This is a genomic window from Paracoccus wurundjeri (assembly GCF_030678915.1).
Taxonomy (GTDB): domain Bacteria; phylum Pseudomonadota; class Alphaproteobacteria; order Rhodobacterales; family Rhodobacteraceae; genus Paracoccus; species Paracoccus onubensis_A.
In genome coordinates this window covers 24,561-48,246 of sequence record NZ_JAUUTZ010000024.1, presented here as the reverse complement: position 1 = coordinate 48,246, position 23,686 = coordinate 24,561, and the positions used below count along the sequence as shown (strand labels likewise).

Here is a 23,686-nt window from a genome sequence, read left to right as displayed (position 1 = left end):
ATCCGAAGCAAGGTTTCCTATTCGTCACCTCCGCCAGAGTTCAGGCGTAAACAGAGCGAGGATCGCCAGAATTTCCAGCCGCCCGACAATCATCGCCCCGGCCAGAACGGTTTTGGTCATGACCGACAGTCCGGACCATCCCTCCCACGGGGCAGAGGCAATCCCTGCCGTGCCTTCGAAAGCAGGCGTAAGCGGAATGGCCGATGCCAGCGGACCGGTATTGGTGAGTGCCGCGATTGACAGGATCGTCGCCGTCTCGAATTCGATTTGCTGAAGCGAAACCAGAAGGATCGTGACCCCGATCGACGCGGCGAACAGCATGAAGAAGATAAAGGCCAGATAGGCGCCTTCCCGCCGCAACCTCCGGGCCATCCGTCCTCCTCCGGCGACCGAGTTCGGATGGATGATTCGCTCCATCTCGCGCTCGCCGTGCCGCGCGAGGGCATAGATCCTCAGAAGCTTGACGCCTCCGGCGGTGGTTGCGACTCCGCCTCCCGTGATCGCGAGCCCGGCAAGAATCAGCCCCGGACTCGACAAGCCAGACCATGCGCGGGCGTTCTGCCATTCAACCGAGTGCCACCCCGTGGTCGTGAGATAACTGAGCGCGCTGAAAAGCCCGCCCCACAGCGCCGACATCCCCTGTCGCAAATCCGTCAATGCCCGCTGCGTGCCGTCACCTGCTCCGCTCGAGTCGATCGCGGCGAAGAAATGACGGGCGAACAGGATCGTGGCGACAAGCAGGACGATCACCAGCGCGAATCTGAGTTCGGGATCGTGCCGGGCTCGCTCGGTCGCCCTCAACTCGCCTCCACCCGGCCAGAAGCGCCGCGACAGGGCGGGAAGCAGGAACAGGAAGACGGCCATTTCCCCAAGCATGCCCGAGTTTTCGCCGGCAGGACCAAGAGTAGGAGATATGCCGCTTGTGGAAACGGTTCCCAGCGCGCGGCACAGCGCGATAAATGAACTGTCCCCCAGCAACAGCAGCAGCAGCCAAAGCAACAATGTCAATCCCGCGTAAACCGGGAAGACCGCGCGTGCTGTCCGGATCAGCCGATAAGAGGGATCGGTCAACTCTGTCTGGAACGCTGGCGAGGACAGATGCGGGACGGGCTGGCGCGGGTTCGCACTTTCCGGCAGTGGCGTGAATCTTTCGTTTCTCGCGTAGGGGGAGGACATGATTTCGAACCCACCGATCCGCAGCGGTGCGAGGATTGCCACCGCAGCGACCAGTATGAACAGCCCCCCCATCCAGCCGACCAGGGCCCGCCACAGATGCAGGGGCGCAGGCAGAAGATCGGCCGAATAAAGCGACGCACCGGTAGTCGTCAGCGACGAGACCATTTCCCACCAGGCGTTAAACATGCCGGTATCCGGCAGACTTTCCGCGAAAGGCATGGCCAGGATAACCGGCAAAGCCCCAATGACGGCGACACAGATCAGCAACAGGTCGCGTGACCGCCTTGTTCCGGGATTGGCCGCAGTCGCCAATGCGATCATGCCTGCGAATGTCAGGCAGAGAAGCGCCGAATAAAAGAAATTCCGGGCGATGGCATCCTCGTCGATGGCCGAGGCATAAGCCGCCGGGATCAGCATCGCCAGCGCCGCGATCACTGTCAGCAGCAGCAGGATGGGCAAACGTCTGTGACCCCTCACCGCGCAGCCCTCAGAAAAAGTCGATCGAGACCTGCAAGAGGCGCTCGACCTCGGGCACGTCATGTGTAAGCGCGAAGATCAGGACGATATCGCCCTCTTCGATCCTTGTGTCGGAAGAAGGCTTGATGATCCTGTCGCCTCTCTGCACCGCGCCGATCAATACGCCTTCGGGGAACTCGATATCGCGGATCCCCCGGCCTGCCATGGGCGAGGTGGAAAGGACCTGCGCTTCCATGACTTCCGCCTCGGCATCCCCGATCGAATAGATATCGCGGACCCGACCATGACGGATATGGCGCAGGATCGTGGAGACGGTGGTTGCACGGGGATTGATATAGGCGTCGATATCCAGAACATCCATCAGCGGCACCAGCGTCGGATCGTTGATCAACGTAATCGCCATCCTTGCTCCGGCCTGCTTGGCACGGATTGCGGCAAGAATATTGGTCTTGTCATCATCCGTCACCGCAAGAACGGCATCCGCAACCGGGACCGATGCTTCCTCCAGAAGCTCGGCGGACAGGCCATCGCCGTTCAGAACAATAGTGCGTTCAAGCTGATCGGCGGCATATTCTGCAACCTCCCGGTCGCGCTCGATCAGTTTGGCGCGAATCCGCTGTTGCCGCCCCTCCAATGCGCGTGCCACCGACAGGCCCACATTCCCGGCGCCGATGATCACAACGCGCTCTTGCTTTTGGGCTGGCTTGCCGAAAATTTCCAGTGTCCTGCCCACATCATCCGCATGCGAGAAGATATAGATCTGATCCCCCGCGAAAAGCTGATCCCCTGCATCGGGCGCGAAAAGCCTGTTATCCCGGCGCACGCCGGCCACGATGGCGCGCAGGCTTGAAAAAATCTCATTGAGTTCGCGCAAGGGCGTATTCAATGCGGGACAATCATCGTCCAGCGCGATGCCCAGAAGATGCACCCGGCCGCCAAGAAAGGTCTCGACATCAAAGGTCGATGGTGCGTCAAGCCGTTGCAAGGCGGCCTTGGCGACTTCACGCTCGGGGCTGATCACCACGTCGATGGGCAGGTGATCGGTGCGATAGAGATCCGAATAAATCGCGTCGAGATAGGCGCTTGACCGCAGGCGAGCGATCTTGCGCGGCACCTGAAAGACCGAATGCGCGATCTGACAGGTGACCATATTCACCTCGTCCGAATAGGTCGCGGCGATGATCAGATCGGCATCGCGGGCGCCTGCCCGGTCCAGAACGTCCGGATGGCTTGCAAAGCCGGTGACCCCCTGAACGTCAAGGGAATCGGTCGCGCGGCGGATCAGTTCGGGTTTGTTGTCGATAACGGTCACATCGTTCCGCTCGCCCGACAGATGCCGCGCGATCTGCCAGCCAACCTGGCCCGCGCCGCAGATGATGATCTTCATGTCTGCCCTCATCCAGCCGCAGCATTCCGCTGTTCAATATGCCTATGCCCCCCGCGTGCCGGACGCAACTGCCCAGAATCGCGGGCAAGACGGGTTATCCCGAACCTGTATCATTCGCGGAACGCCTGCCGCTTATCGGATTTGCCTGAAACCCTCTGCCGTGACATGAATGGAAAGACCTGAAATTCACGCTGAGCGCCGAAAGAAACCCGCAATAGAAAAATGCCAGGACGAATACCGGTTCAGCAGCCCGTCTCTGGCCGCGAAACATCTTACAACGAGTATAAGCATGACCCAAATCACCCGAACGGATAATTCGCGGAACGACGATCTGGAAAACCGCATCGCGCAGGCCCGGGGCGATCGCCCCGCCGATCTGGTGCTGCGGGGAGGCAAGGTTCTGGATCTCGTCACCGGCGCGATGGTTGCGGGCGACGTCGCGATCTGCGGCGACAGGATTGCCGGGGTCCATGCCGATTACGAGGGGCTTCGCGTGATCGATGTAACCGGTCTTACACTGGTGCCGGGCTTTATCGACACGCATCTGCATGTCGAAAGCAGCCTTGTCACGCCGTTTGAATTCGACCGCTGTGTCACTGTTCGCGGCGTCACGACGGCCATTTGCGATCCGCATGAGATCGCGAATGTCATCGGCCTGAACGGTATCCGCTATTTTCAGCAAGCTTCCGAACATCTGCTGATGGATCTTCGGGTACAGCTGTCATCCTGCGTGCCATCGACCGAGATGGAAACCTCGGGCGCCCGGATCGAGGCCAATGATCTGCGCCACGTGATGGGGCATCCGTCCGGTATCGGGCTGGCGGAGTTCATGAATTATCCCGGCGTGATCCATCGCGATCCAGCGGCCATGGCCAAGCTTCGCCTGTTCGAAGGCGGTCATATCGACGGGCATTGCCCGCAACTTTTGGGCCGCGACCTCAATGCCTATATCGCCGCGGGAATCCGTACCGAACACGAGGCAACGACGGCAGAGGAAGCACTTGAAAAACTGCGCAAGGGCATGCGCGTCCTGATCCGGGAAGGCTCTGTCTCGCGGGATCTCGAAGCGCTGCAACCGCTGCTGACCGATATCACCGCGCCCTATATGTGCCTGTGTACGGATGACCGTAATCCCCTGGACATCGCCGAGCATGGCCATCTGGACTATATGATCCGCCGGCTGATCGAGTTGGGCACCCCGCCTTTGGCCGCCTATCGCGCCGCATCGCTGTCAGCCGCCGAAGCGTTCGGCCTGAAGGATCGCGGGCTGATCGCACCCGGGTTGCGGGCGGATATCGTGGCCGTGGATTCCCTGCAAGGCTGTCACGCGCAGCTTGTCCTTTGCGGTGGGCGCATCGTGGACGAAGAGGCGTTTGCGGCCCGCGGCTCTGTATCCCCGGTGGGACGGCAATCGGTCAGGGCGCCGGAAGTTTCACCGGACGATTTCCGCTTTGCGGGCAATCGCAGCGAAACCCATGTGATCGGGATCACGGAAGGCAAGATCATCACGCAACATCTGCACGAAGACATCCCGCCGGAAGGTGGCGACAAGCGCCCGGACCCGGCGCGTGACCTGTTGCGGATCGCGGTGATCGAACGGCATGGGCGAAACGGCAATATCGCGACCGGATTCGTGCGCGGATTTGGAATGGTTCGCGGGGCCATCGCCTCCACGGTCTGTCACGATCACCACAATATAGCCGTGGTCGGCGCGGATTACGGCGATATGGCACTGGCCGCCAACCGCCTTACCCAGATCGAAGGCGGGTTTGTCGTGGCGGCCGGAGGGAAAATTCTGGCCGAACTTGCGCTTCCGGTGGCCGGATTGATGAGCATGGAAAGCTTCGAGCATGTCCGAGGCAAACTGGAAGCGCTGCGAAAGGCCGCCCGCGATCTGGATGTCACGCTCAAGGAGCCGTTCCTGCAGCTGGCCTTTCTGGCGCTGCCGGTGATTCCGGCGCTCAAGATCACCGACCGGGGGATGGTCGATGTCGAAAAATTCGAAATCATCGCGGACTGAGGTATCGCTGAACCAATCGGGGTTACTTGCGATTTACAGCCACAGCTGCATGCTCTGACAGGGTCCGGCAGGGACGAGAGATGGACTTTCCGCGATCAGGCGGCCAAAGCGGCAACTTCGCAAATCGCGTGACGCAGATATCCGGTAAACTCAGCCGCAATTGCCCGTGCCGGACCGTCGGCATAATAGACATTCATCCATGTCTGAGGCAGAGGCGGAAGCGCACCGCCATGCTCGATATTCTCCAGCCCCGCCAACTCCACGCCGCGAAGCTTGATCGTGACACCCAGATCCGCGACAGCAAGAACATGCCAGGTGTCATGCCCGCCCTGCCCGGCAACCAGCGTCCAGTCGATTCCGGCCTTGTCCAGCGCCAGCATCCCAACCGGATGATAGGCACAAAGCGTCGTATTGGCGATTGGCAGCGGCCGATGTGTCCATGCCTCGCCTCCAACGGCGCCGGCCCAGACGATATCGACCTTGGCAAGATGAGTCGCGCCGGGAGGCGCCTCGAACTCGGTCACGAGGATCAGATCATGCTCGCCCCGCTTCATCTGCGCTCGAAGGTCGCTGCTGCGTGCATAATCGATGACAAGCTCGATGTCGGGATTCGACTGCCGGAACGCGCGCACCGCCTGCGCCACCCGTTCGAACAACCAGTCGCTGCTGATCCCGACCCGCAGCCGCCCTTTCGGTGACACGCCGGTAAATCGTGCCACGATAGAATCGTTCATCGCCACCATCTTGCGCGCCTCGGCCAGCAGTTCCTCGCCGAAATCAGACAGGACCACCCCGCGCCCCTGTTTGAGCAGCAAAGGCTGGCCGAAAACCTCTTCCAGCCGTTTCATCTGCATGGACATGGCGCTTTGCGTCATGTTCAACGCCTCGGCCGCGCGGGTCACGGCGCCATATTCTGCGACCGCCTGCAGTGATCTGAGCGTCGCGATATCGAGATTCCGCATTGTTCAACCCTCCTGATGAATATCATCAAAATCATTCGTTTTACGAATACGACAGCTCTCCTTAAATATCAACATACAGGATGAAAACAGCACGTTGCATCATCCGAATTGATGAAGCTGATCACCGGAGATGAATAATGGCACAGAAATCCGCTACAATGTTACGCGTCGTAACCGGACAGGGAATCGTTCCGCGCCCGAACTGGCTTGAACGTATCCTGACGATGTTCGATGTCCGTAAAACCCGCATCGATCTATCGCGGCTGTCGGACGATCAATTAAAAGATGTAGGTCTGACCCGCGACGATGTCGAGGCCGAATTGGCGCGGAAGATCTGGGATGTTCCGGCTCATTGGCGCAGCAGATGATAAAAACCGGCGCTTCAGCCCCGACTGTTGTTTTCGATGGCGGGGCCGAAGCGCTCGATCATGTTTGACATGATCTGATCGCGGGTCTGCCGATAGGCGCGAAGACGATCCTCTCGTCCCTCGCCCAGTCCCGTCGGGTCCATGATCGGCCAATATTCGACATCCAGATGAAAATACCGCGTCAGTTCCAGCGCCTGCCGCTGGCTTGCCGGAGAAAGTGCAACGATCAGGTCGAAACCCCCAAGATCGTCCCCCCAGTCCTTCATCTCGTCAAAACTGCGGCTTTGATGGTTGGAAATCCTGACCCCGATCTCTTCGCAAACCGAGATTGCGAAACCGTCGATCTCCAGATCGTTTTTGACCCCGGCGGATTGTATATACGCAGCATGACCGTAGAGCTTCTTCATAATGCCTTCTGCCATGGGCGAGCGAACGGCATTGTGATCGCAACAGAATAGAACCGAAGCTGGAATTCTGTTCTGCGACATGCGTCAGCCCTGTGGAATCAACGCGCAAATCAATGTGAACAGCCGCCTTGCGGTATCGATATCCAGTTCGGCCTTGCCCTCCAACCGCTCCTGCAAAATGCGCGCGCCTTCGTTATGGATGCCGCGCCGCGCCATATCGATCGCTTCGATCTGCGCCGGAGGAAGGCGCTTCACGGCTTCGAAGTAACTTTGGCAAATCTGGAAATAATCCTTCACCGTCTGCCGGAAAGGCCCGAGAGACAGGTGAAATTCGGCCACCTTGCCGCCCTTTTCAGTTGTCACGTCGAAGACCAGACGTCCTTCGCGAACGGCAAGTTCAAGTGCAAAGGGCCCTTCGGGCCTGGGATGACCGTCGCGCCCGGGGACGGCAAAGCTGTTATCCTCGATCAGATCGAAGATGGCGACCTTCCGTTCCTGCTCCATCTCGGGGAGTGCGGGCGGGATCGCGGAATCGTCGATCTGGATACGGGTGATCCGGTTCATTCCCCGGTCCTTTCATTCAACTCTGCAAGACGCAGATCAACCGAGGCGCCATGCGCCTGCAATCCTTCGGCATTGGCCAATCGTATCGCGGTCGGACCGATCGCGGCCAATGCTCCGGGCGTCAGCCGCGCCAGCGTGGTGCGCTTGAGAAAATCCAGCACCGACAGACCCGAGGAAAACCGCGCAGAGCGCGCAGTCGGCAGGACATGGTTCGGACCGCTGACATAATCGCCGACCGCCTCGGGCGTATGCGCACCAAGGAAGATCGCGCCGGCATGGATGCATTTCCCCGCCAAAGCTTCGGGATCGTCCACGCAAAGCTCCAGATGTTCGGGCGCGATACGGTTGGACAGCGCCGCGGCCTCGTCCAGATTCCGGACAAAGATGATGGTGCCATAATCACGCCAGCTTGCGCCTGCGATCTCGGCCCGTGGCAGGGTAGGAAGAATCCGATCCACGGCCCCTGCAACGGCATGACCAAGCGCCGTATCGGTGGTGATCAGAATCGACTGAGCGTCAGCGTCATGTTCCGCCTGCGCCAGAAGATCCATGGCCAGCCAATCGGGGTTTTGCGCGCCTTCCGCGATGACCAGCACCTCGGACGGGCCGGCGATCATGTCGATCCCGACATGCCCGAACACCTGCCGCTTGGCCGCCGCAACGAAAGCATTTCCCGGGCCGGTGATCTTGTCCACCGGCCGGACTGTCTCGGTGCCATAGGCCATCGCGGCCACGGCCTGCGCACCGCCGATCCTGTAAATCTCGTCCACACCTGAAATCTGGGCTGCCAGCAGTACCAGCGGGTTGATCACCCCGTCCGGGGTCGGCACACAGATCATCAACCGCTCGACACCGGCCACACGTGCGGGAATCGCGTTCATCAATACCGAGGACGGATAAGCGGCCTGCCCGCCCGGCACGTAAAGCCCCGCCGCAGATACAGGCGACCACCGCCAGCCGAGGGTCGCCCCTTCGGGATCGGTCCAGCTCACATTCTCGGGCATCTGCCGCGCGTGATAGGCACGGATACGTTCAGCCGCCAGCGCAAGGGCGCTGCGATCTTCGGGGGAAACCTTCGCCGTTTCCTCGGCAATTTCATCCGCAGTGAAACGCAACCGGTCCGGCGTCAGGTCGAGCCTGTCGAATTTCGAGGTCAGCTCGCACAGAACCGCATCGCCGCGCGCGCGCAGATCCGCAATGATGGCGGCCACGGCATCATTCACATCCACGGAATCTTCACGCTTGGCCGACAGCAATTCAGCAAAGCGGCGTTCGAATTCGGGATCGGTAGTATTCAATGTGACCGGCATGACATCCCCTCGCAATCACGCCTTGTTAGCGGCTTGATTGCGCAGCCTCAAGCGCATCCCGGCGAGACGTCACAATCGAATTGCAACACGATGCCAGAGGTCATCAGGGTATGATATCATCCCTCTTCCCTTTCACGCGGAACTGCGTCAGCCTATGCGGCGTTAGAATAACGGCCCGGCAACGGGACGTTAAGGGACGTCAACATCTGCGCGGCATGGCCCCTGCCGCCAACCAACAGGAAAGTGAGACAGATGAATCTCCGAATGACCACAATTCTCGCCACGTCGGGCCTGATCGCCCTTGGCGCATGCGCCCCAACCGACGGGACCGGAACGGGTACGGGCATGTCCCGTACGCAGCAGGGCGCTTTGGCAGGCGCGGCGGTCGGTGCCGTTCTTGGCGCGACCCGCGATGACGACAAGAACAATCAGGGCCGCGATGCCGCCAGAGGTGCGATCCTGGGTGCGGCGGCCGGTGCTGTCGCGGGCAACATTCTTGACCGTCAGGCTGCCGCTTTGGATCAGGCGATCAGCAACCCGAATGTCCAGATCGTCAATCATGGTTCCTACCTGCAGGTCATCCTGCCCGAAGGCATCCTGTTCGCCACCGACTCGGCGGCCGTGTCCGGCCCGGCGCAGAACGATCTTTACGCCGTTGCGCGCAACCTGAACCAATATCCGAACAGCCGCGTCGAGGTGATCGGTCATACCGACAATACCGGCAGCGCCAATCACAACCAGGATCTGTCGCAGCGCCGTGCACAATCCGTCGCCGGCATCCTGACCGCCGCTGGCGTGTCCTCGAACCGTGTGGTCGCGGTGGGCCGCGGCGAGTCGCAGCCCGTTGCCTCGAACGGAACCGAGCAGGGACGCGCCCAGAACCGCCGGGTCGAGATCCTTATTCGCCCGACGCAGTAATCCGGCAGAACCCGAAACCAAAGGAAAAAGGGGCGGCTATCACCGCCCCTTTTTTATTGCAGTCGTGACCGGCAAGGCTCAACCGGCGCTGCGATCCCATCCGCTGATGAATTTGGAATCCATGAATTCCTCAAGCCCCATGACGCCGCCTTCCCGCGCGCGCCCCGAGGCTTTCACACCACCGAATGCCGATCCGGCGCCGCGTGCTTCGCCATTCATCTCGATCATGCCGGCACGCAACTGACGGGCGACGCGATTGCGCCGCTCGCCATCCTGGGATTGCACGTAATTGGTCAGCCCGTAAGGCGTGTCATTCGCAATCTCGACAGCCTCTTCCTCGCTGTCGAAAGGCAGGATGGACAGGACCGGGCCGAAGATTTCCTGTTGCGCGACCGTCATGTCATTGCGCACATCGGCAAAGACCGTCGGGCGCACGAAATAGCCGCGATTGACGCCTTCGGGCAGGCCGGGACCGCCAGCAACCAGACGCGCGCCTTCATCGATCCCTTTCTGGATCAGATCCTGGATCTTGTCCCATTGCTGCTTGCTGACCACCGGACCGATATGCTTTCCGGGCTGATGCGCCGTCGCCACCGCCGTTTCCTCGGCCACTCTTGCCGCTGTCTCGACCGCGCTGTCATAGATCGAACGCTCGACCAGCATCCGGGTCGGCGCGTTGCAGGACTGGCCGCTATTGTTGAAGCAATGCTTGGCGCCCCGGACCACCGCCTTTTCATCGGCATCGGCAAAGACGATATTCGCGCCCTTGCCGCCCAGTTCCAGCACGACTTTCTTCAGACTGTCCGCCGCTGCCTTGCTGATCGCAATCCCGGCACGGGTCGAGCCGGTAAAGCTGATCATCTCGACATCCTTATGCGTGGTAAGCTGCGTACCCACACCCGCGCCATCGCCATTCACAAGGTTGAACACGCCTTCCGGCAAACCAGCTTCATCCAGGATTTCCGCGAATACCATCGAAGACAGCGGCGCGATCTCGGACGGTTTCAGCACACAGGTATTACCGCCCATGATCGCCGGGATCACCTTGAGCGTGACCTGATTCATCGGCCAGTTCCACGGCGTTATCAGCCCGACGACACCGATCGGCTCCCATGCGATCATGGTGCCGGGGGCATGATCGCCCAGCGGGCGGAGAAACTCGAAATCCTTGAAGGCCGCGATGAAGGTCTGAATATGGAACAAACCCGCGCCGGTCTGGCTGTTCAGGGCCATATCCTCCGGGGCTCCCATCTCGTGGCTGATCGCCCATGCCATATCCCCGGCACGACTTTGATAGATCTCGGCGATCTTCTCGGCATAGGCCAGCCTTTCCGCCTTACTGGTCTGTGACCACGCCGGGAAAGCGGCCTTCGCGGCGGCAACCGCTGCATCCGTATCCGCCTGACCGCCCAGACTGATGACCGCAACCGGCTCTTCATTCGACGGATCGATCACCTCCAGATCATTTGCCTTGACCGGATCGACCCACTGACCGCCAATATAGAATTTGCGCTTGTCCAACAGCGTGCTCATCGCGTCCTCCTGAGATGTATGAAGGGAAGGTGGCACCGCCTATCCGTCACTGCAAGGTCAATCAGACAGCACGGTGTCCGGGCACGGGCGAAATATCGCAAAAAGCCGGGCTGGCAATCCGTCGTGGCGCGCCTATGTTAAGTTGACGGAATCAATTGAAAGGATGGCCCATGTCTCTGCGAATCAACGATACCGCGCCTGATTTCACTGCAAGTTCCACCGAAGGAGAAATCCGTTTCCACGATTGGCTGGGCGACAGCTATTGCATCGTGTTCAGCCATCCGCGCGACTTCACCCCCGTCTGCACGACCGAGTTCGGCGCCGTTGCGCAACTCATTCCGGAGTTCGAGAAGCGGAACACCAAGGTTATCGGCGTATCCGTCGATTCCGTGGACGATCACCAGAAATGGAAACGCGATATCGAACAGGTCGCCGGCAGCCCCGCGAATTTCGCGATCATCGACGACAGCAGTCTGACGGTGGCCAAGGCCTATGACATGCTGCCTGCCGATTACTACCTGCCGACCGAGGGACGCACGCCGCAGCATTCCGCCACGGTGCGTACCGTCTTCATCATCGGCCCCGACAAGAAGGTGCGCCTGACGATGACCTATCCGATGTCGGTCGGACGCAATTTTGCCGAGATCGTCCGCGCTCTGGACGCGGTGCAGAAAACCGACGGAGCGGCACTGGCCACGCCCGCGAACTGGGTGCCCGGACAGGATGTGATCGTGGCGCTGTCGCTGGACGACAAGGCCGCAGAAGAGAAATATGGCGCGCTGGACATCAAGCTGCCCTATCTGCGCTTTGCCAAGGATCCGGCATAAATGACCAGCGGTTGCCCCGGCAGCTTCTGTCGGGGTGACGCCTGCGCCTGACGATTGGGCCGGTAAATTCGCCCTAGCCGGGCCAGCCATATCTGCCCAGCATTGCCTTTATCGCGCGGTCGTTGCCAAGCCCGGTCACGTTTTCCGCCCGCAGGCTTTGGATCTGACTGCCCCCCCATTCAAGAATCCGGGCACGGCTTCCGATCTTCTGCGCCTCTGTTCCGGCAAGCCGGTGCATCCAGTACAACCAGACATCATCACTGCCGGGGCTTAGTTCCGTGAACAGATCGTCCCGCAGGATATCCGGATGAAAGACCCCCGGCGCATAGATGACCCCCATCACCCCGGTCAGAAAAACCAGCGACGAGCGGTCGGGTTGGGGGATATTATGCACCCATTCCTCATATGGCAGTGGCAACCCGTCGGCGCCAAGATTGATTCGATGGGCACGGTGGCAGGCGATCCCTGTGGTATCAGAGACAGCGGCCACCAAAGCTTCCAGCCAGTCGTGCGGGTAATAGACATCATCATCGGCGGTCACGATGAACGCCTCGGGCCATGCGCTTAGTGTCGGTATGATCTTCTTGTAGGAACGCCAGTCGGGACAGATCGCCACTTCAAGACCTTCGGATTTCAAGGCCACGACCTCTGCGGGCAGGCTGGCCTCGTCCCCCTCGTCCAGCCAGAGAATGACCTTGTCAGGCTGGACTGATTGCCGCAGCAGCGCCGCAAGGGTCAATGACAGCGTGCCGTAACGTGCCGGATAGCTGGTAAGCGACACGATCAGCGGCGCGGGCAGACCATGCGCAATGCCCGGCGCGGTGGAACGCGAAGCGATCTCGGAGATTGCGCGCTTTTGCCGCTGCCCGTGTTTGAAACTTCGGATCCAATCGCTGATCATAACCCCTGCCACGCTTTTCGCAGCCAATCTATATTGCCGATCCGGCGATACCAGCGGTTTCCAGTTCCGGCAAACACATCCGCCATTTTCGGCTCTCCGGCGAAAAGGACGATCTTTGCGCCCTCGGGCAAGGCGGGATCCTTCAGATAGCTAAGGAGGTTACGTGGCACGCAATCATTTTTGAAGCTGACGCACCAGCCACGCGGCCAGTAGTTCAGATGCCCTTGCGCGGCCAGTTGAGCTGATTGAAATTGCTGACTGATCTCGTAATTCGCGGTCGCCGCGGCCGGGTCTGCAAGATAAGCATCCAGAATATAACCATGCTGGCCGATCTCGAAGCGGAAGACGCTGGAATTTCCGACGCTGTGCAGAAAACGGTCACGGTCAGGATTCAGCTTGCGCAGCGGTTTGGTCCGGAACAGGTCATCATCGCGGATAATCAGGAAATCGCCCGGATGATCGAAAAAGGGCGACAGATCATCCACCACCACCAGATCGATATCCAGAAACAGCGCGGTTCCGCTCAGCCCGCCCAGATCGGGGCGAAACAATGCCAGTTTCCGCCAGCGGGTATCCGCATGTCCCTCGGGCAGACCGAGTTCGGGCAAAGCCTGCGCCTCGATCCCCGGATCCAGCCCTTCGGCATCGTCGGTAAAACAGATAAAGCGGTGCGGACGCGCGAGGTTACGACTGACCTGACGGTAAAGCCGGTTCACATCCTCGGAACTGTAAAGAGTGCCCCATTTCATGGTGAGGATGCTGGGTATGTTCTCCATTGCGCCTCCCGGACGGTGTTCTGACGGCCTCGTCACCCTAGCTCTTCCCAAGTCATTACGGAACCCATCCCCGCAAACCATCGTTAACCCATGTAACCAGTAGCAGGAATGTTAAAGCGCATGACACCGATGACTTCTCCGAAAATCGTCTACGTGACCGACGCGGGGTTTCTGAAACCCACGCTCGTCTCGGTCTGGAGCTTGCTCAAAACCATATCCGGCAAGGCTGAATTGCATATATGGGGCGACAACCTCGATGACGAGCACTGGCAGAGCATCTCACGCGTGGCGGCGATCAATCCCGATGTGACGTTGCTGACGAAAAACCTGGAAGCCGAGCATCTCAAAGGCGCGCATGGCCCCAAAGATTACATCTCGGCCGCGACAATGGGGCGATTGTTCATTCCCGCATATATCGACGGTTACGCGCTGTATATCGATGGTGACACATTGGTGGTGAACGATGTCACGCCACTATTCGAGATCGATCTTGGTTCGGCCTATGCGGGGGTCATCAGGGATTACACCCTGCTTCACTGGCTCGCGAACCCGAAAACGGCGTGTCACGATGGCAGGGCGCGGATATCCGAAGTTACCACTCTTCTGCACCCGACGCCGCCGACGGATTATTTCAATGCGGGTATCATGCTTTTCAACTGCGATCAGATCCGCAGCGAACCAGAGCTTATGCAGAATGTAGAGGACGTTTGCACCGCCTCGGACATGTCGCATGGAGATCAGGATCACCTGAACGTTCTGTTCAAGGAAAATGTTCGTTTTCTGGATATCATGTGGAATTTATCCTGGGGCCGCAGCAAACGTCACAGAGAGATTTTCCGTAAACTGGATCTGCCCGAATACGAACTGCTGCCGGATGAGCCGCGCATCATTCATTATCATGGACCGCAAAAGCCCTGGAGAAATCCGCGAAAGGATATCTGGTCCAGCAAAGGAAAGGCGACCTTCCATTATCGCCGCCAGCTGCAGCAATTCTCGGCCGATTTTCCCGATCTCAGGCCGGAATGAAAAAGGGCGCCAATCCTGACGCCCTTCCTTCAACAACCAAGGGTAAGATACTTACTCCTCGGCTGCCTCTTCTTTCTTTTCGGTGATTTCCTCACCGGTTTCCTGATCGACCATCTTCATGCCAAGGCGTACCTTGCCACGGTCGTCAAAACCCAGAAGCTTGACTTTCACTTCCTGACCTTCCTTCAGCACTTCCGAAGGATGACCCAGACGGCGATTGGCGATCTGGCTGACATGGACCAGCCCGTCGCGTTTGCCGAAGAAGTTCACGAAGGCGCCGAAATCGACCAGTTTCACCACCTTGCCGGTGTAGATCTGGCCCTCTTCAGGCTCGGCCACGATCGAGTGGATCATGTCATAGGCCTTCTGGATCGATTCAGCATTTGCCGAAGCGATCTTGATCACTCCGTCATCGCTGATATCGACCTTCGCACCCGAGGTTTCGACGATCTCGCGGATCACCTTGCCGCCCGACCCGATCACTTCGCGGATCTTGTCGGTCGGGATGGTCATCGTCTCGATACGCGGAGCATGAGCACTGAACTCGTTGCGGCCTTCGGTCAGGGCCTTGCCCATCTCGGCCAGAATATGCATCCGGCCGTCCTTGGCCTGCGCCAGAGCCTGCTCCATGATCTCGGGCGTGATACCCGCGACCTTGATATCCATCTGCAGCGAGGTGATCCCGGCTTCGGTTCCGGCAACCTTGAAATCCATGTCGCCCAGGTGATCCTCGTCGCCAAGGATATCGGTCAGAACCGCCCATTTGCCGTCATCTTCCAGGATCAGGCCCATGGCAACACCGGCAACCGGCGATTTCAGCGGAACGCCGGCATCCATCATCGACAGCGAACCGCCACAGACGGAGGCCATCGACGACGAACCGTTCGATTCCGTGATCTCGGAAACGACGCGGATCGTATAGGGGAAATCGGTAGCTGCGGGCAGCACCGCCTGAAGCGCACGCCATGCCAGCTTGCCATGCCCGATCTCGCGACGACCGGGGGAACCGACGCGGCCAACTTCACCGACCGAATAGGGAGGGAAGTTGTAATGCAGCAGGAAGTTGCTGCGGAAATTGCCGTGCAGCGCATCGATGATCTGCTCATCGTCGCCGGTACCCAGCGTGGTCACGACCAGAGCCTGCGTTTCCCCGCGGGTGAACAACGCCGAGCCATGGGTGCGCGGCAGCAGGCCGACTTCGCTGACGATCGGGCGGACGGTTTTCGTGTCGCGCCCGTCGATCCGGGCACCGCCATTGATGATATCGCCGCGCAGGATGCCCGATTCCAGTTTCTTCAAAGCAGAACCGAGATTCGGATCTTCCAGTTCTTCCTCGCTCAGCGCTTCCTTGACTTTCGTCTTCGCCGCAGCCACGGCATCCTGACGTTCAGCCTTGTCGCGGATGGCATAGGCGGCGCGCATATCGGCCTCACCCAGTTCCTTCACACGCGCGTAAAGCACCGAATAGTCCGGGCTTTGGAAGTCGAAAGGCTCCTTGGCGGCGGCTTCGGCAAGCTGGATGATCAGGTCGATCGCCGGCTGAAGCGCCTCATGGCCGAATTTGACCGCACCCAGCATCTCTTCCTCGGTCAGCTCATAGGCTTCGGACTCGACCATCATCACGGCGTCCTTGGTGCCCGCGACGACCAGATCAAGACGCTGCTCGGGATTGTTGCGCAGCTTGTCCATATCCGAGACTTCGGGATTCAGGACATATTCGCCATCCACGAATCCGACCCGAGCCGCACCGATCGGTCCCATGAAGGGAACGCCGGAAATCGTCAACGCAGCCGATGCCGCGATCATCGCGACGATATCGGGATCATTGACCAGATCATGCGACAGCACGGTGCACATTACCAGCACTTCGTTCTTGAAGCCCGGCGCGAACAGCGGACGGCAAGGCCGGTCGATCAGGCGAGCGGTCAGCGTCTCTTTCTCGGTCGGACGGGCCTCGCGCTTGAAAAAGCCGCCCGGCACCTTGCCGGCGGCGTAATATTTTTCCTGGTAATGCACCGTCAGCGGGAAGAAGTCCTGGCCGGGCTTCGGTTCCTTCGCAAAGGTGACATTGGCCATGACGCTCGTCTCGCCCAGAGTGGCGATGACCGTACCGTCGGCCTGACGGGCAACCTTGCCCGTTTCCAGCGTCAGGGTTTCCTGCCCCCACTGGATCGATTTTTTCACTTCATCAAACATCTGTTTTCCTTACCGGCACGGCCCCTGCCGCGCCTTCATCATGCGGGCGCCAGACCCCATTGCCCGGCACCATATGAAAACGCGCCCGACCGGCGGGCGCGTTCCAGTTGGATCAGCGGCGCAGCCCCAGATTCTTGATCAGTGCGGTATAGCGCGCTTCGTCCTTGCGCTTCAGATAGTCCAGCAGCTTGCGGCGCTGCGCGACCAGCTTCAGCAGACCACGACGCGAGTGGTTGTCTTTCTTATGCGTCTTGAAATGCTCGGTCAGCGTCGAGATACGCGACGTGAGAATCGCCACCTGCACTTCGGGCGAACCTGTATCGCCTTCCTTGGTGGCATAATCCTTGATGACCTTGGCCTTTTCCTCAACAGTAATCGACACCGGGGTCTCCTTTCATATCAGAGAGTTATGGCACAAGCCGGGATGTCGTCCAGCATTGGCCCATGGAGTATCGCCGCTGTGGCGCATGCCAAGCGGATGCATGCCTATAAAAGGTTTTGCCGCAAAAGAAAAGCGTTTCGTCACGCCCCTTCGCGCCGGCCCCAATCGGCATCCTGCATCTCGCGTAGCCTGCTGGCCGTACGCTCGAATTCGAAACTGCCCTCGCCTTCGTTATATAGCTGTTCGGGCTCGTCCGCGGCGCTGGCGATCAGCCTGACCTTCGCTTCATATAATGCATCCACAAGGATCACGAAACGTTTGGCTTCGTTGTAATTCGAGATTCCAAGCCGGGGAATGCCGTCGATGATCAGCACATCGACCCGGCGCGCCAGTTCCAGATAATCCGCCGCACCCAACGGTTGGCCGCAAAGTTCCCAGAAGCCCGAGCGCGCGACCCTGCCTGCACAGGCCGAAAGCTGGAAGCTTCGGTTCTTCATCTGGATCTCGCAGGCTTCGGGCGTCGCGCTTCCGGTCAGATTATCCCACACCATATCCAGCGCAGCATGGGTCTGATCATTCGCGGGCACGAACCAGACCAACCGGTCACCGATGCGGTTCTGGCGGTAATCGGTTTCGCTGTCCAGGCAGACTACCTCCATCCGTTCGCGGATCAGGTCGATGAAGGGCAGGAAAAGCTGGCGATTCAATCCGTGCTTGTACAGATCTTCAGGCACCCGGTTCGAGGTGGTCACGATACCGACGCCCAGATCGAACAGGATCTGGAACAGCCGCCCGACAATCATCGCATCGGCGATATCGGTGATCTGCATCTCGTCGAAACAAAGCAGCCTGACCTTCGATGCAACATCTTCGGCCACCGGGCGCACCGTGTCCTGATCCCCGCGCTTTCGGGCCTCGTTCAGGCCGGACTGGATTTCCTGCATGAATTCATGGAAATGCACCCGGCGGACCGCTTTTCCGGGCGTAGCCTCCACGATCAGATCCATCAGCATGGACTTGCCGCGCCCGACTCCGCCCCAAAGATAAAGCCCCCTTTGCGCCGGAACCGACTCGGGCGCCGCGCTGCCGAACAGGGCCCGCCAGCCGGTTTTCCGGCGCTGCTGTGCCTTATCCGTTTCGTGCAGACCTGCAACCACGCGGTCAAGCTCCGGCAATACCGCTTCCTGGGCGGGATCGGGTTTGATCCGCCCTTCCGTCGCATGCCGCCGATAAATCTCTGACACAATACCCATTTCGTCCAACTGCCACGACCCATGCCTGCCCGCAAGAGCCATGCGGCGCTTGACCCCATGCAGGACGCATGCAACGTCCGGCACTCGAAGGAGAACCAGATGCCAGAGTTTCATCCCGACCAGATCGCCGGTCAGCCCGTATTGTTCGTCATGGCAGCCCAGCCGGAATATGGCCCGCATCTGCGCAAGCGGATCACGCCGCTGATGACCGGTATCGGGCCGGTCGAATCCGCCGTGCAACTGACGGCGGCTCTGGCGGGAATGGCGCAGAAACCACGGCTGATCATCTCGCTGGGCTCCGCGGGATCGAACCGGCTGGCACAGGCCGAGATCTATCAGGTCAGTGCCGTGGCCTATCGCGATATGGACGCCTCCGCCCTTGGGTTCGAGCGCGGGCGGACCCCGCTTCTCGACCTGCCTGCCCTTGTGGACCTGCCCTATCACATCCCCGGACTGCCTGCCGCTACATTGGCGACTGGGGCAAGCGTCGTCAGCGGCGCGGCATATCAGGACATTGCCGAGGATATGGTGGATATGGAAACATTCGCCATTCTGCGCAGCGCCCAGCATTTCGGGATTCCGCTGATCGGTCTGCGCGGCATCTCGGATGGCGATGAGGCACTGCGCGATCTGTCAAGCTGGACGCAATATCTGCACGTGATCGACGAAAAACTCGCCGCCGCGGTGGACCTGCTTGAAGCCGCATTGGCAGACGGAAGTCTTGTCCTTTAGCCCTTCCGCTGGACCTCGCGCGCCGCTACGCCTAAACCGGCTGTCGGATCAATTTTAAAGACAGGCAGACATGGCGCGCGGCAACAGCATCACCGAGGATCGGCCAACCAGCAAAAAGGTCGGCGCGCTGCGTGCGTTGTGGCCCTTTGTCCGCCCCTATCGGCAACAGGGGTTTCTTGCACTGATCGCACTGGTTCTGACGGCGGGCATCAGCCTGATCCTGCCCGTGGCCGTGCGCCGGGTCGTCGACGGCTTCGATGAAGGCGCAGGGCTGCTGGACCAGTATTTTGCCGCCGCCCTCGCCATCGTGGCGCTTCTGGCGGTGGGGACCGCCGCCCGCTACTATTTCGTCACCCGGCTGGGCGAACGTGTCGTCGCCGATATCCGCAAGGCAGTGTTCAGCCGCGTCATCACCCTTAGCCCCGGCTTCTTCGAGCGGATCATGACCGGCGAGATCCTGTCGCGCATCACCACCGATACGACACTGATCCAGTCCGTAATCGGCTCGTCCCTGTCGATCGCCCTGCGCAATATGCTGATCCTCGCGGGGGGGCTTGCGATGCTGGCACTGACATCCGCCAAGCTGACCGGGCTGGTGCTGCTGATCGTGCCGGTGATCATCCTGCCCATCGTCACCCTTGGCCGAAGGCTGCGCCAATTGTCACGCAGCAATCAGGACTGGATCGCCTCCAGTTCCGGTGCGGCGTCGGAAAGCCTGCTGGCCGCGCAGACAGTGCAATCCTATACGAACGAGGCACGGGCCGCCGCACGTTTTGCCGATGTCACCGAACAATCCTATGACGTTGCCCTGATCCGGATCCGGACCCGCGCCCTGATGACCGCGATCGTGATCTTCCTGATCTTTGCCGGAGTGATCGGCGTGTTGTGGATCGGAGCGCGGGATGTCCGCGAAGGAGCGATGACCGCCGGACAGTTGGTGCAATTCGTGATCTATGCGATTCTCGTCGCCAGCTCGACCGGCGCCCTGTCTGAAATCTGGGGCGAGTTGCAGCGGGCGGCAGGCGCGACCGAGCGTCTGGCGGAATTGCTGACAGCCCGCGATAACCTTGCCGACCCGGTCGATCCCGTCGCCCTGCCCCGCCCGGTTCAGGGCCGGATCACGCTGGAAGAAGTCGTGTTTCACTACCCGACCCGTCCCGATATATCGGCCCTTGAAGATGTCTGCCTGACCATTCAGCCCGGAGAGACGGTTGCACTGGTCGGCCCTTCAGGCGCGGGGAAAACCACCGTTATCCAATTGCTTCAGCGGTTCTGGGATCCGATGACGGGCCGGGTAACGCTGGACGGTATCGACCTGCGCGAGATGCGGCGCGACGATTTCCGGAGGGCAATGGCGCTTGTTCCCCAGGATCCGGCGATCTTTGCCGCATCGGCACGCGAAAATATCGCGCTGGGCGATCCCGGGGCAAGTGATGCGCAGATAGAACAAGCGGCCCGCGCAGCACATGCCCATGAATTCATCGCGGCTCTGCCCCAAGGCTATGACACGCCACTGGGCGAGCGCGGCGTGATGCTATCGGGCGGACAGCGCCAGCGTATCGCGATCGCCCGCGCCATTCTGCGCGACGCTCCGGTGCTGCTGCTGGACGAGGCGACAAGCGCGCTGGATGCCGAGTCCGAAGCTCTTGTTCAGGCCGCCGTCACACGCCTGTCGGAAGGACGCACGACCTTGGTCATCGCCCATCGCCTTGCGACCGTCAAAAAGGCTGACCGGATCGTGGTCTTTGATCAGGGGCGCATTGTCGCACAAGGCTGCCACGAAGATCTGGTTCGCGAAGGTGGATTGTATGCACGGCTTGCGCGGATGCAATTCACCGATGGTCCGCTTACACCGGCGCCCGAAGCGCTTTGATGATAGTGGGCTGGTCATTAACATAATCGGCAAGAATTCTGATCGGACGCCCTCATTCGATCATGCTTTCAGATCCTGCCCCTGCAAAACTCTTTACCGCTATGGGGAAAGCGACTGTGAGGCGTTGCCTAAAACGGCGGTCAACTGATCAGCTTATTATCAGCCGGGACTGAATGCCGGACAGATCGCGCATTGGCCCGCGGTTGTGGAGCCATCTCATTGGTCATCAAGAGCGCAGGCAGCGGGTTAAACCGCATCGCCCCCGAATTTCGCCAGTGAAGCAGCAAGTTCGGGCCGGGTTTTCGCCGCCGCCTCAAGTGACATACCCTGCTCGGCCGCAACCCATGCCTGCCGGATCGCGCGCACGCCTGCCGCAGGACCCATGGGATGGCCGTGAATGCCACCCCCACCAAGATACATCAGGTCCAGGGTGCGGCCGGTCCGCTGATAGGTTTCAACCGCCTGCCCGCCCCATTGCCCCGAACAGACCACCGGCAGAGGGCGGTCCGCCGGTGAAAAGATCGGCGTCATGCAATCATGGAACGACCGGACGAAACTGTCATCCGGCTCCCAGTATTTGGCGCGGATTCCATTGATCTGGAACTGATCCACACCAAGCAGCCGCCAGATTTTCTGATAGGCGCGGAATTCCATTCCAAGGCCGGGATGCCGGGTCAGGATATCCCAACCATTGCGATGCGCATGCAGGCAGAGACGCGAGCGTTTGCGCAGAAAACTCATGCCGCCGATGCCGATCGAATTGATATTCACGACAGCCGCATTACCACCCGCATCCGCGACAAGATCATGGTTGCGCATCATCCTGTCGGGATCTGCCGAGGAAATCCCGAAAGCATACATGACCCGCTTGCCCGTCCGCTGCTCGTGATCGCGGATCACGGGCATGATCGCGGCGACCCGTTCGGACAAGGGTGAATATGCCGGGCTCATCAGTTTCTCGTCGTCCTTGATGAAATCGACGCCCGCCTCGCATAGTTCCGCGACAAGATGGGCCGTCTCATCCGGCGCAAGGCCAAGCGAAGGCTTTATGATCGAGGCGATGATCGGCCCTTGCGCGACTCCGGTCAGGCGACGCGAACCGTCGATGCCGAATTGTGGACCCGGATGGCTGGCGAAGGCTTTGGGAAGGTCGAAATCCATCACCCTGATTCCCGTCAATCCCCGGATCGCGAACACACCGCCGACGGCGATCGTCATCAAAGCCGCGAAATCGGTTCCTACCGCGTCAAGCGGATAGGCGATCACCGCATCGCCCCGGTTCACTGGTCCGCCCGTGCCGGAATGCGGAAATGACGGATGATCCGCTGGCGGCAGGGCAGTGACCGATTCAATCCGTGCGGCGCAGCGACGGCGGATATCGTCGGTTTCGCCGGGCAATTCCGTGAACGTGCCGGTCGATTGATCCGATGCGATCCTTGACGCCATCTGCTCTACATCACCCTCGCATTCGATGCGGTAAGTCACGCGGATCAGATCTTCGGCCATGAATATCTCCCTTGCCTTATATCATGTAATACTCATTATACCTGTTGACAACAAAATTATGATATCACAGGCTGCGCATATCAGCGAGGAGCGGCCAAGACCGGTCGGCTGAGTTCAGGGAGGTTAAAGGTCCATGACCATCACACGTCGAATTTTCGTTTCATCGCTTGCCGTGGCTACGGCCTTGTCGGTGAGCTTTGCGGCTCATGCGCAGGACAAGGGCCTGATCGCGATCATCACGCCGAGCCATGACAACCCGTTCTTCAAAGCCGAGGCTGTGGGCGCGGAAAAGCGGGCGCAAGAACTGGGTTATGAAACACTCGTGCTTGTTCATGACGACGATCCGAACAAACAATCCGAGATGTATGACACCGCCATCGCACGCGGGGCCAATGCAATCATTCTCGACAACGCCGGTGCCGATGCAACGGTCGCCCCGGTCCAGCGGGCCAAGGATGCAGGCATCCCCTCTTTCCTGATCGACCGCGAGATCAAGGAAAGCGGCATCGCCGTCAGCCAGATCGTCTCGAACAATTACCAAGGCGCCCAGCTTGGCGCCGAGAAATTCGTCGAACTGATGGGCGAAGAGGGCAATTATGTCGAACTTCTTGGCCGCGAGTCGGATACCAATGCCGGAATCCGATCATCGGGATATCACGATATCATCGATCAATATCCCGACCTGAACATGGTTGCCCAGCAATCCGCCAACTGGTCGCAGACCGAGGCCTATGGCAAGATGGAATCGATCCTTCAGGCCAATCCCGATATCAAGGGCGTCATCTCGGGCAATGACACGATGGCGATGGGCGCATGGGCCGCGCTTGAGGCCGCAGGGCGCACCGATGTCATCGTGGTCGGGTTCGACGGCTCCAATGACGTTCGCGATTCGATCAAAGCGGGCGGGATCAAGGCAACGGTGCTGCAACCGGCCTATCGACAGGCGCAACTGGCGGTCGAGCAGGCCGATCAATACCTGACCACCGGCTCGACCGGGCAGGATGAAAAGCAGCTTATGGATTGCGTGCTGATCGACGAAACCAATGCCGACAAACTGGAAACATTCGCGTTAAGCGAATGATTCCATTTGCG

The 23,686-nt window shown here is 59.9% G+C and carries 21 protein-coding genes; 8 read left to right on the top strand and 13 right to left on the bottom strand.

Going from position 1 to position 23,686, the window contains the following annotated elements; genetic code table 11:
* Positions 1-24 precede the first annotated feature (24 nt).
* Positions 25-1,593, bottom strand: a complete 1,569-nt coding sequence (locus tag Q0601_RS19445; protein WP_305291597.1) for a TrkH family potassium uptake protein — start codon at positions 1,591-1,593, stop codon at positions 25-27.
* A gap of 70 nt (positions 1,594-1,663) precedes the next feature.
* Entirely contained in the window at positions 1,664-3,040 is a 1,377-nt protein-coding gene (gene trkA / locus Q0601_RS19440) for a Trk system potassium transporter TrkA (RefSeq protein WP_305291573.1), read from the bottom strand.
* A gap of 289 nt (positions 3,041-3,329) precedes the next feature.
* Here trkA and ade point away from each other — a divergent pair, with 289 nt between their 5' ends.
* Positions 3,330-5,060 (top strand): adenine deaminase, encoded by a 1,731-nt coding sequence (ade, locus tag Q0601_RS19435; RefSeq protein ID WP_305291572.1) that lies wholly within the window; start codon positions 3,330-3,332, stop codon positions 5,058-5,060.
* A 95-nt stretch (positions 5,061-5,155) separates the two neighbouring features.
* Here the strand turns inward: ade and Q0601_RS19430 are convergent, their stop codons facing one another.
* Positions 5,156-6,022: a LysR family transcriptional regulator gene (locus tag Q0601_RS19430; protein WP_305291571.1), complete on the bottom strand. Its 867-nt coding sequence runs from the start codon at positions 6,020-6,022 to the stop codon at positions 5,156-5,158.
* Positions 6,023-6,180: 158 nt separating this feature from the next.
* Here Q0601_RS19430 and Q0601_RS19425 point away from each other — a divergent pair, with 158 nt between their 5' ends.
* Positions 6,181-6,390, top strand: a complete 210-nt coding sequence (locus Q0601_RS19425; protein ID WP_220475286.1) for a DUF1127 domain-containing protein — start codon at positions 6,181-6,183, stop codon at positions 6,388-6,390.
* 14 nt (positions 6,391-6,404) lie between these two features.
* On the opposite strand, the gene Q0601_RS19420 is transcribed toward Q0601_RS19425, so the two are convergent.
* Genes Q0601_RS19420 through hisD form a run of 3 tightly spaced genes read right to left on the bottom strand, consistent with a single transcriptional unit; the run spans position 6,405 to position 8,671 of the window.
* The gene (locus Q0601_RS19420; protein WP_305291570.1) at positions 6,405-6,878 is read right to left on the bottom strand and encodes an arsenate-mycothiol transferase ArsC; all 474 of its coding nucleotides are present in this window, start codon (positions 6,876-6,878) and stop codon (positions 6,405-6,407) included.
* 3 nt (positions 6,879-6,881) lie between these two features.
* On the bottom strand, positions 6,882-7,361 hold the full coding sequence (locus Q0601_RS19415; protein ID WP_305291569.1) for a UPF0262 family protein: 480 nt from the start codon (positions 7,359-7,361) through the stop codon (positions 6,882-6,884).
* Positions 7,358-8,671, bottom strand: a complete 1,314-nt coding sequence (gene hisD / locus Q0601_RS19410) for a histidinol dehydrogenase (RefSeq protein WP_305291568.1) — start codon at positions 8,669-8,671, stop codon at positions 7,358-7,360. Before hisD ends, Q0601_RS19415 begins: the two co-directional genes overlap by 4 nt.
* A gap of 264 nt (positions 8,672-8,935) precedes the next feature.
* On the opposite strand from hisD, the gene Q0601_RS19405 reads away from it, so the two are divergent.
* On the top strand, positions 8,936-9,589 hold the full coding sequence (locus Q0601_RS19405; RefSeq protein ID WP_333473094.1) for an OmpA family protein: 654 nt from the start codon (positions 8,936-8,938) through the stop codon (positions 9,587-9,589).
* A gap of 78 nt (positions 9,590-9,667) precedes the next feature.
* Here Q0601_RS19405 and Q0601_RS19400 read toward each other — a convergent pair whose 3' ends face one another.
* The gene (locus Q0601_RS19400; RefSeq protein WP_305291596.1) at positions 9,668-11,113 is read right to left on the bottom strand and encodes an aldehyde dehydrogenase family protein; all 1,446 of its coding nucleotides are present in this window, start codon (positions 11,111-11,113) and stop codon (positions 9,668-9,670) included.
* A 179-nt stretch (positions 11,114-11,292) separates the two neighbouring features.
* On the opposite strand from Q0601_RS19400, the gene Q0601_RS19395 reads away from it, so the two are divergent.
* A complete protein-coding gene (locus tag Q0601_RS19395; RefSeq protein WP_305291567.1) occupies positions 11,293-11,949 on the top strand; it encodes a peroxiredoxin in 657 nt (218 codons plus the stop codon).
* 73 nt (positions 11,950-12,022) lie between these two features.
* Here the strand turns inward: Q0601_RS19395 and Q0601_RS19390 are convergent, their stop codons facing one another.
* Positions 12,023-12,850 carry a glycosyltransferase family 2 protein gene (locus tag Q0601_RS19390; RefSeq protein ID WP_305291566.1) on the bottom strand — a complete coding sequence of 276 codons (828 nt, stop codon included), beginning with the start codon at positions 12,848-12,850 and terminating at the stop codon, positions 12,023-12,025.
* Entirely contained in the window at positions 12,847-13,626 is a 780-nt protein-coding gene (locus Q0601_RS19385; protein WP_305291565.1) for a hypothetical protein, read from the bottom strand. The genes Q0601_RS19390 and Q0601_RS19385 overlap by 4 nt, the downstream gene beginning before the upstream one ends.
* Before the next feature lie 120 nt (positions 13,627-13,746).
* Here Q0601_RS19385 and Q0601_RS19380 point away from each other — a divergent pair, with 120 nt between their 5' ends.
* Positions 13,747-14,652 carry a glycosyltransferase family 8 protein gene (locus Q0601_RS19380; protein WP_305291564.1) on the top strand — a complete coding sequence of 302 codons (906 nt, stop codon included), beginning with the start codon at positions 13,747-13,749 and terminating at the stop codon, positions 14,650-14,652.
* Between the two features lie 51 nt (positions 14,653-14,703).
* Here Q0601_RS19380 and pnp read toward each other — a convergent pair whose 3' ends face one another.
* The 3 genes from pnp to zapE all read right to left on the bottom strand — a co-directional run bounded on the left by pnp (position 14,704) and on the right by zapE (position 18,483).
* A complete protein-coding gene (pnp, locus tag Q0601_RS19375) occupies positions 14,704-16,848 on the bottom strand; it encodes a polyribonucleotide nucleotidyltransferase (protein WP_305291563.1) in 2,145 nt (714 codons plus the stop codon).
* Between the two features lie 112 nt (positions 16,849-16,960).
* Positions 16,961-17,230 (bottom strand): 30S ribosomal protein S15, encoded by a 270-nt coding sequence (gene rpsO, locus Q0601_RS19370; RefSeq protein WP_305291562.1) that lies wholly within the window; start codon positions 17,228-17,230, stop codon positions 16,961-16,963.
* Between the two features lie 140 nt (positions 17,231-17,370).
* Complete coding sequence (gene zapE / locus Q0601_RS19365; RefSeq protein ID WP_305291595.1) at positions 17,371-18,483, bottom strand: cell division protein ZapE; 1,113 nt, start codon at positions 18,481-18,483, stop codon at positions 17,371-17,373.
* 99 nt (positions 18,484-18,582) lie between these two features.
* Here zapE and Q0601_RS19360 point away from each other — a divergent pair, with 99 nt between their 5' ends.
* Together Q0601_RS19360 and Q0601_RS19355 are read left to right on the top strand one after the other, a co-directional pair.
* Entirely contained in the window at positions 18,583-19,215 is a 633-nt protein-coding gene (locus Q0601_RS19360) for a 5'-methylthioadenosine/S-adenosylhomocysteine nucleosidase (protein ID WP_305291561.1), read from the top strand.
* Positions 19,216-19,285: 70 nt separating this feature from the next.
* A complete protein-coding gene (locus tag Q0601_RS19355; RefSeq protein ID WP_305291560.1) occupies positions 19,286-21,088 on the top strand; it encodes an ABC transporter transmembrane domain-containing protein in 1,803 nt (600 codons plus the stop codon).
* A gap of 246 nt (positions 21,089-21,334) precedes the next feature.
* Here Q0601_RS19355 and oiaX read toward each other — a convergent pair whose 3' ends face one another.
* Positions 21,335-22,594 carry a 3-oxo-isoapionate-4-phosphate decarboxylase OiaX gene (gene oiaX / locus Q0601_RS19350; protein WP_305291559.1) on the bottom strand — a complete coding sequence of 420 codons (1,260 nt, stop codon included), beginning with the start codon at positions 22,592-22,594 and terminating at the stop codon, positions 21,335-21,337.
* 133 nt (positions 22,595-22,727) lie between these two features.
* On the opposite strand from oiaX, the gene Q0601_RS19345 reads away from it, so the two are divergent.
* Positions 22,728-23,675 carry a D-ribose ABC transporter substrate-binding protein gene (locus Q0601_RS19345; RefSeq protein WP_305291558.1) on the top strand — a complete coding sequence of 316 codons (948 nt, stop codon included), beginning with the start codon at positions 22,728-22,730 and terminating at the stop codon, positions 23,673-23,675.
* Positions 23,676-23,686: the final 11 nt, after the last annotated feature.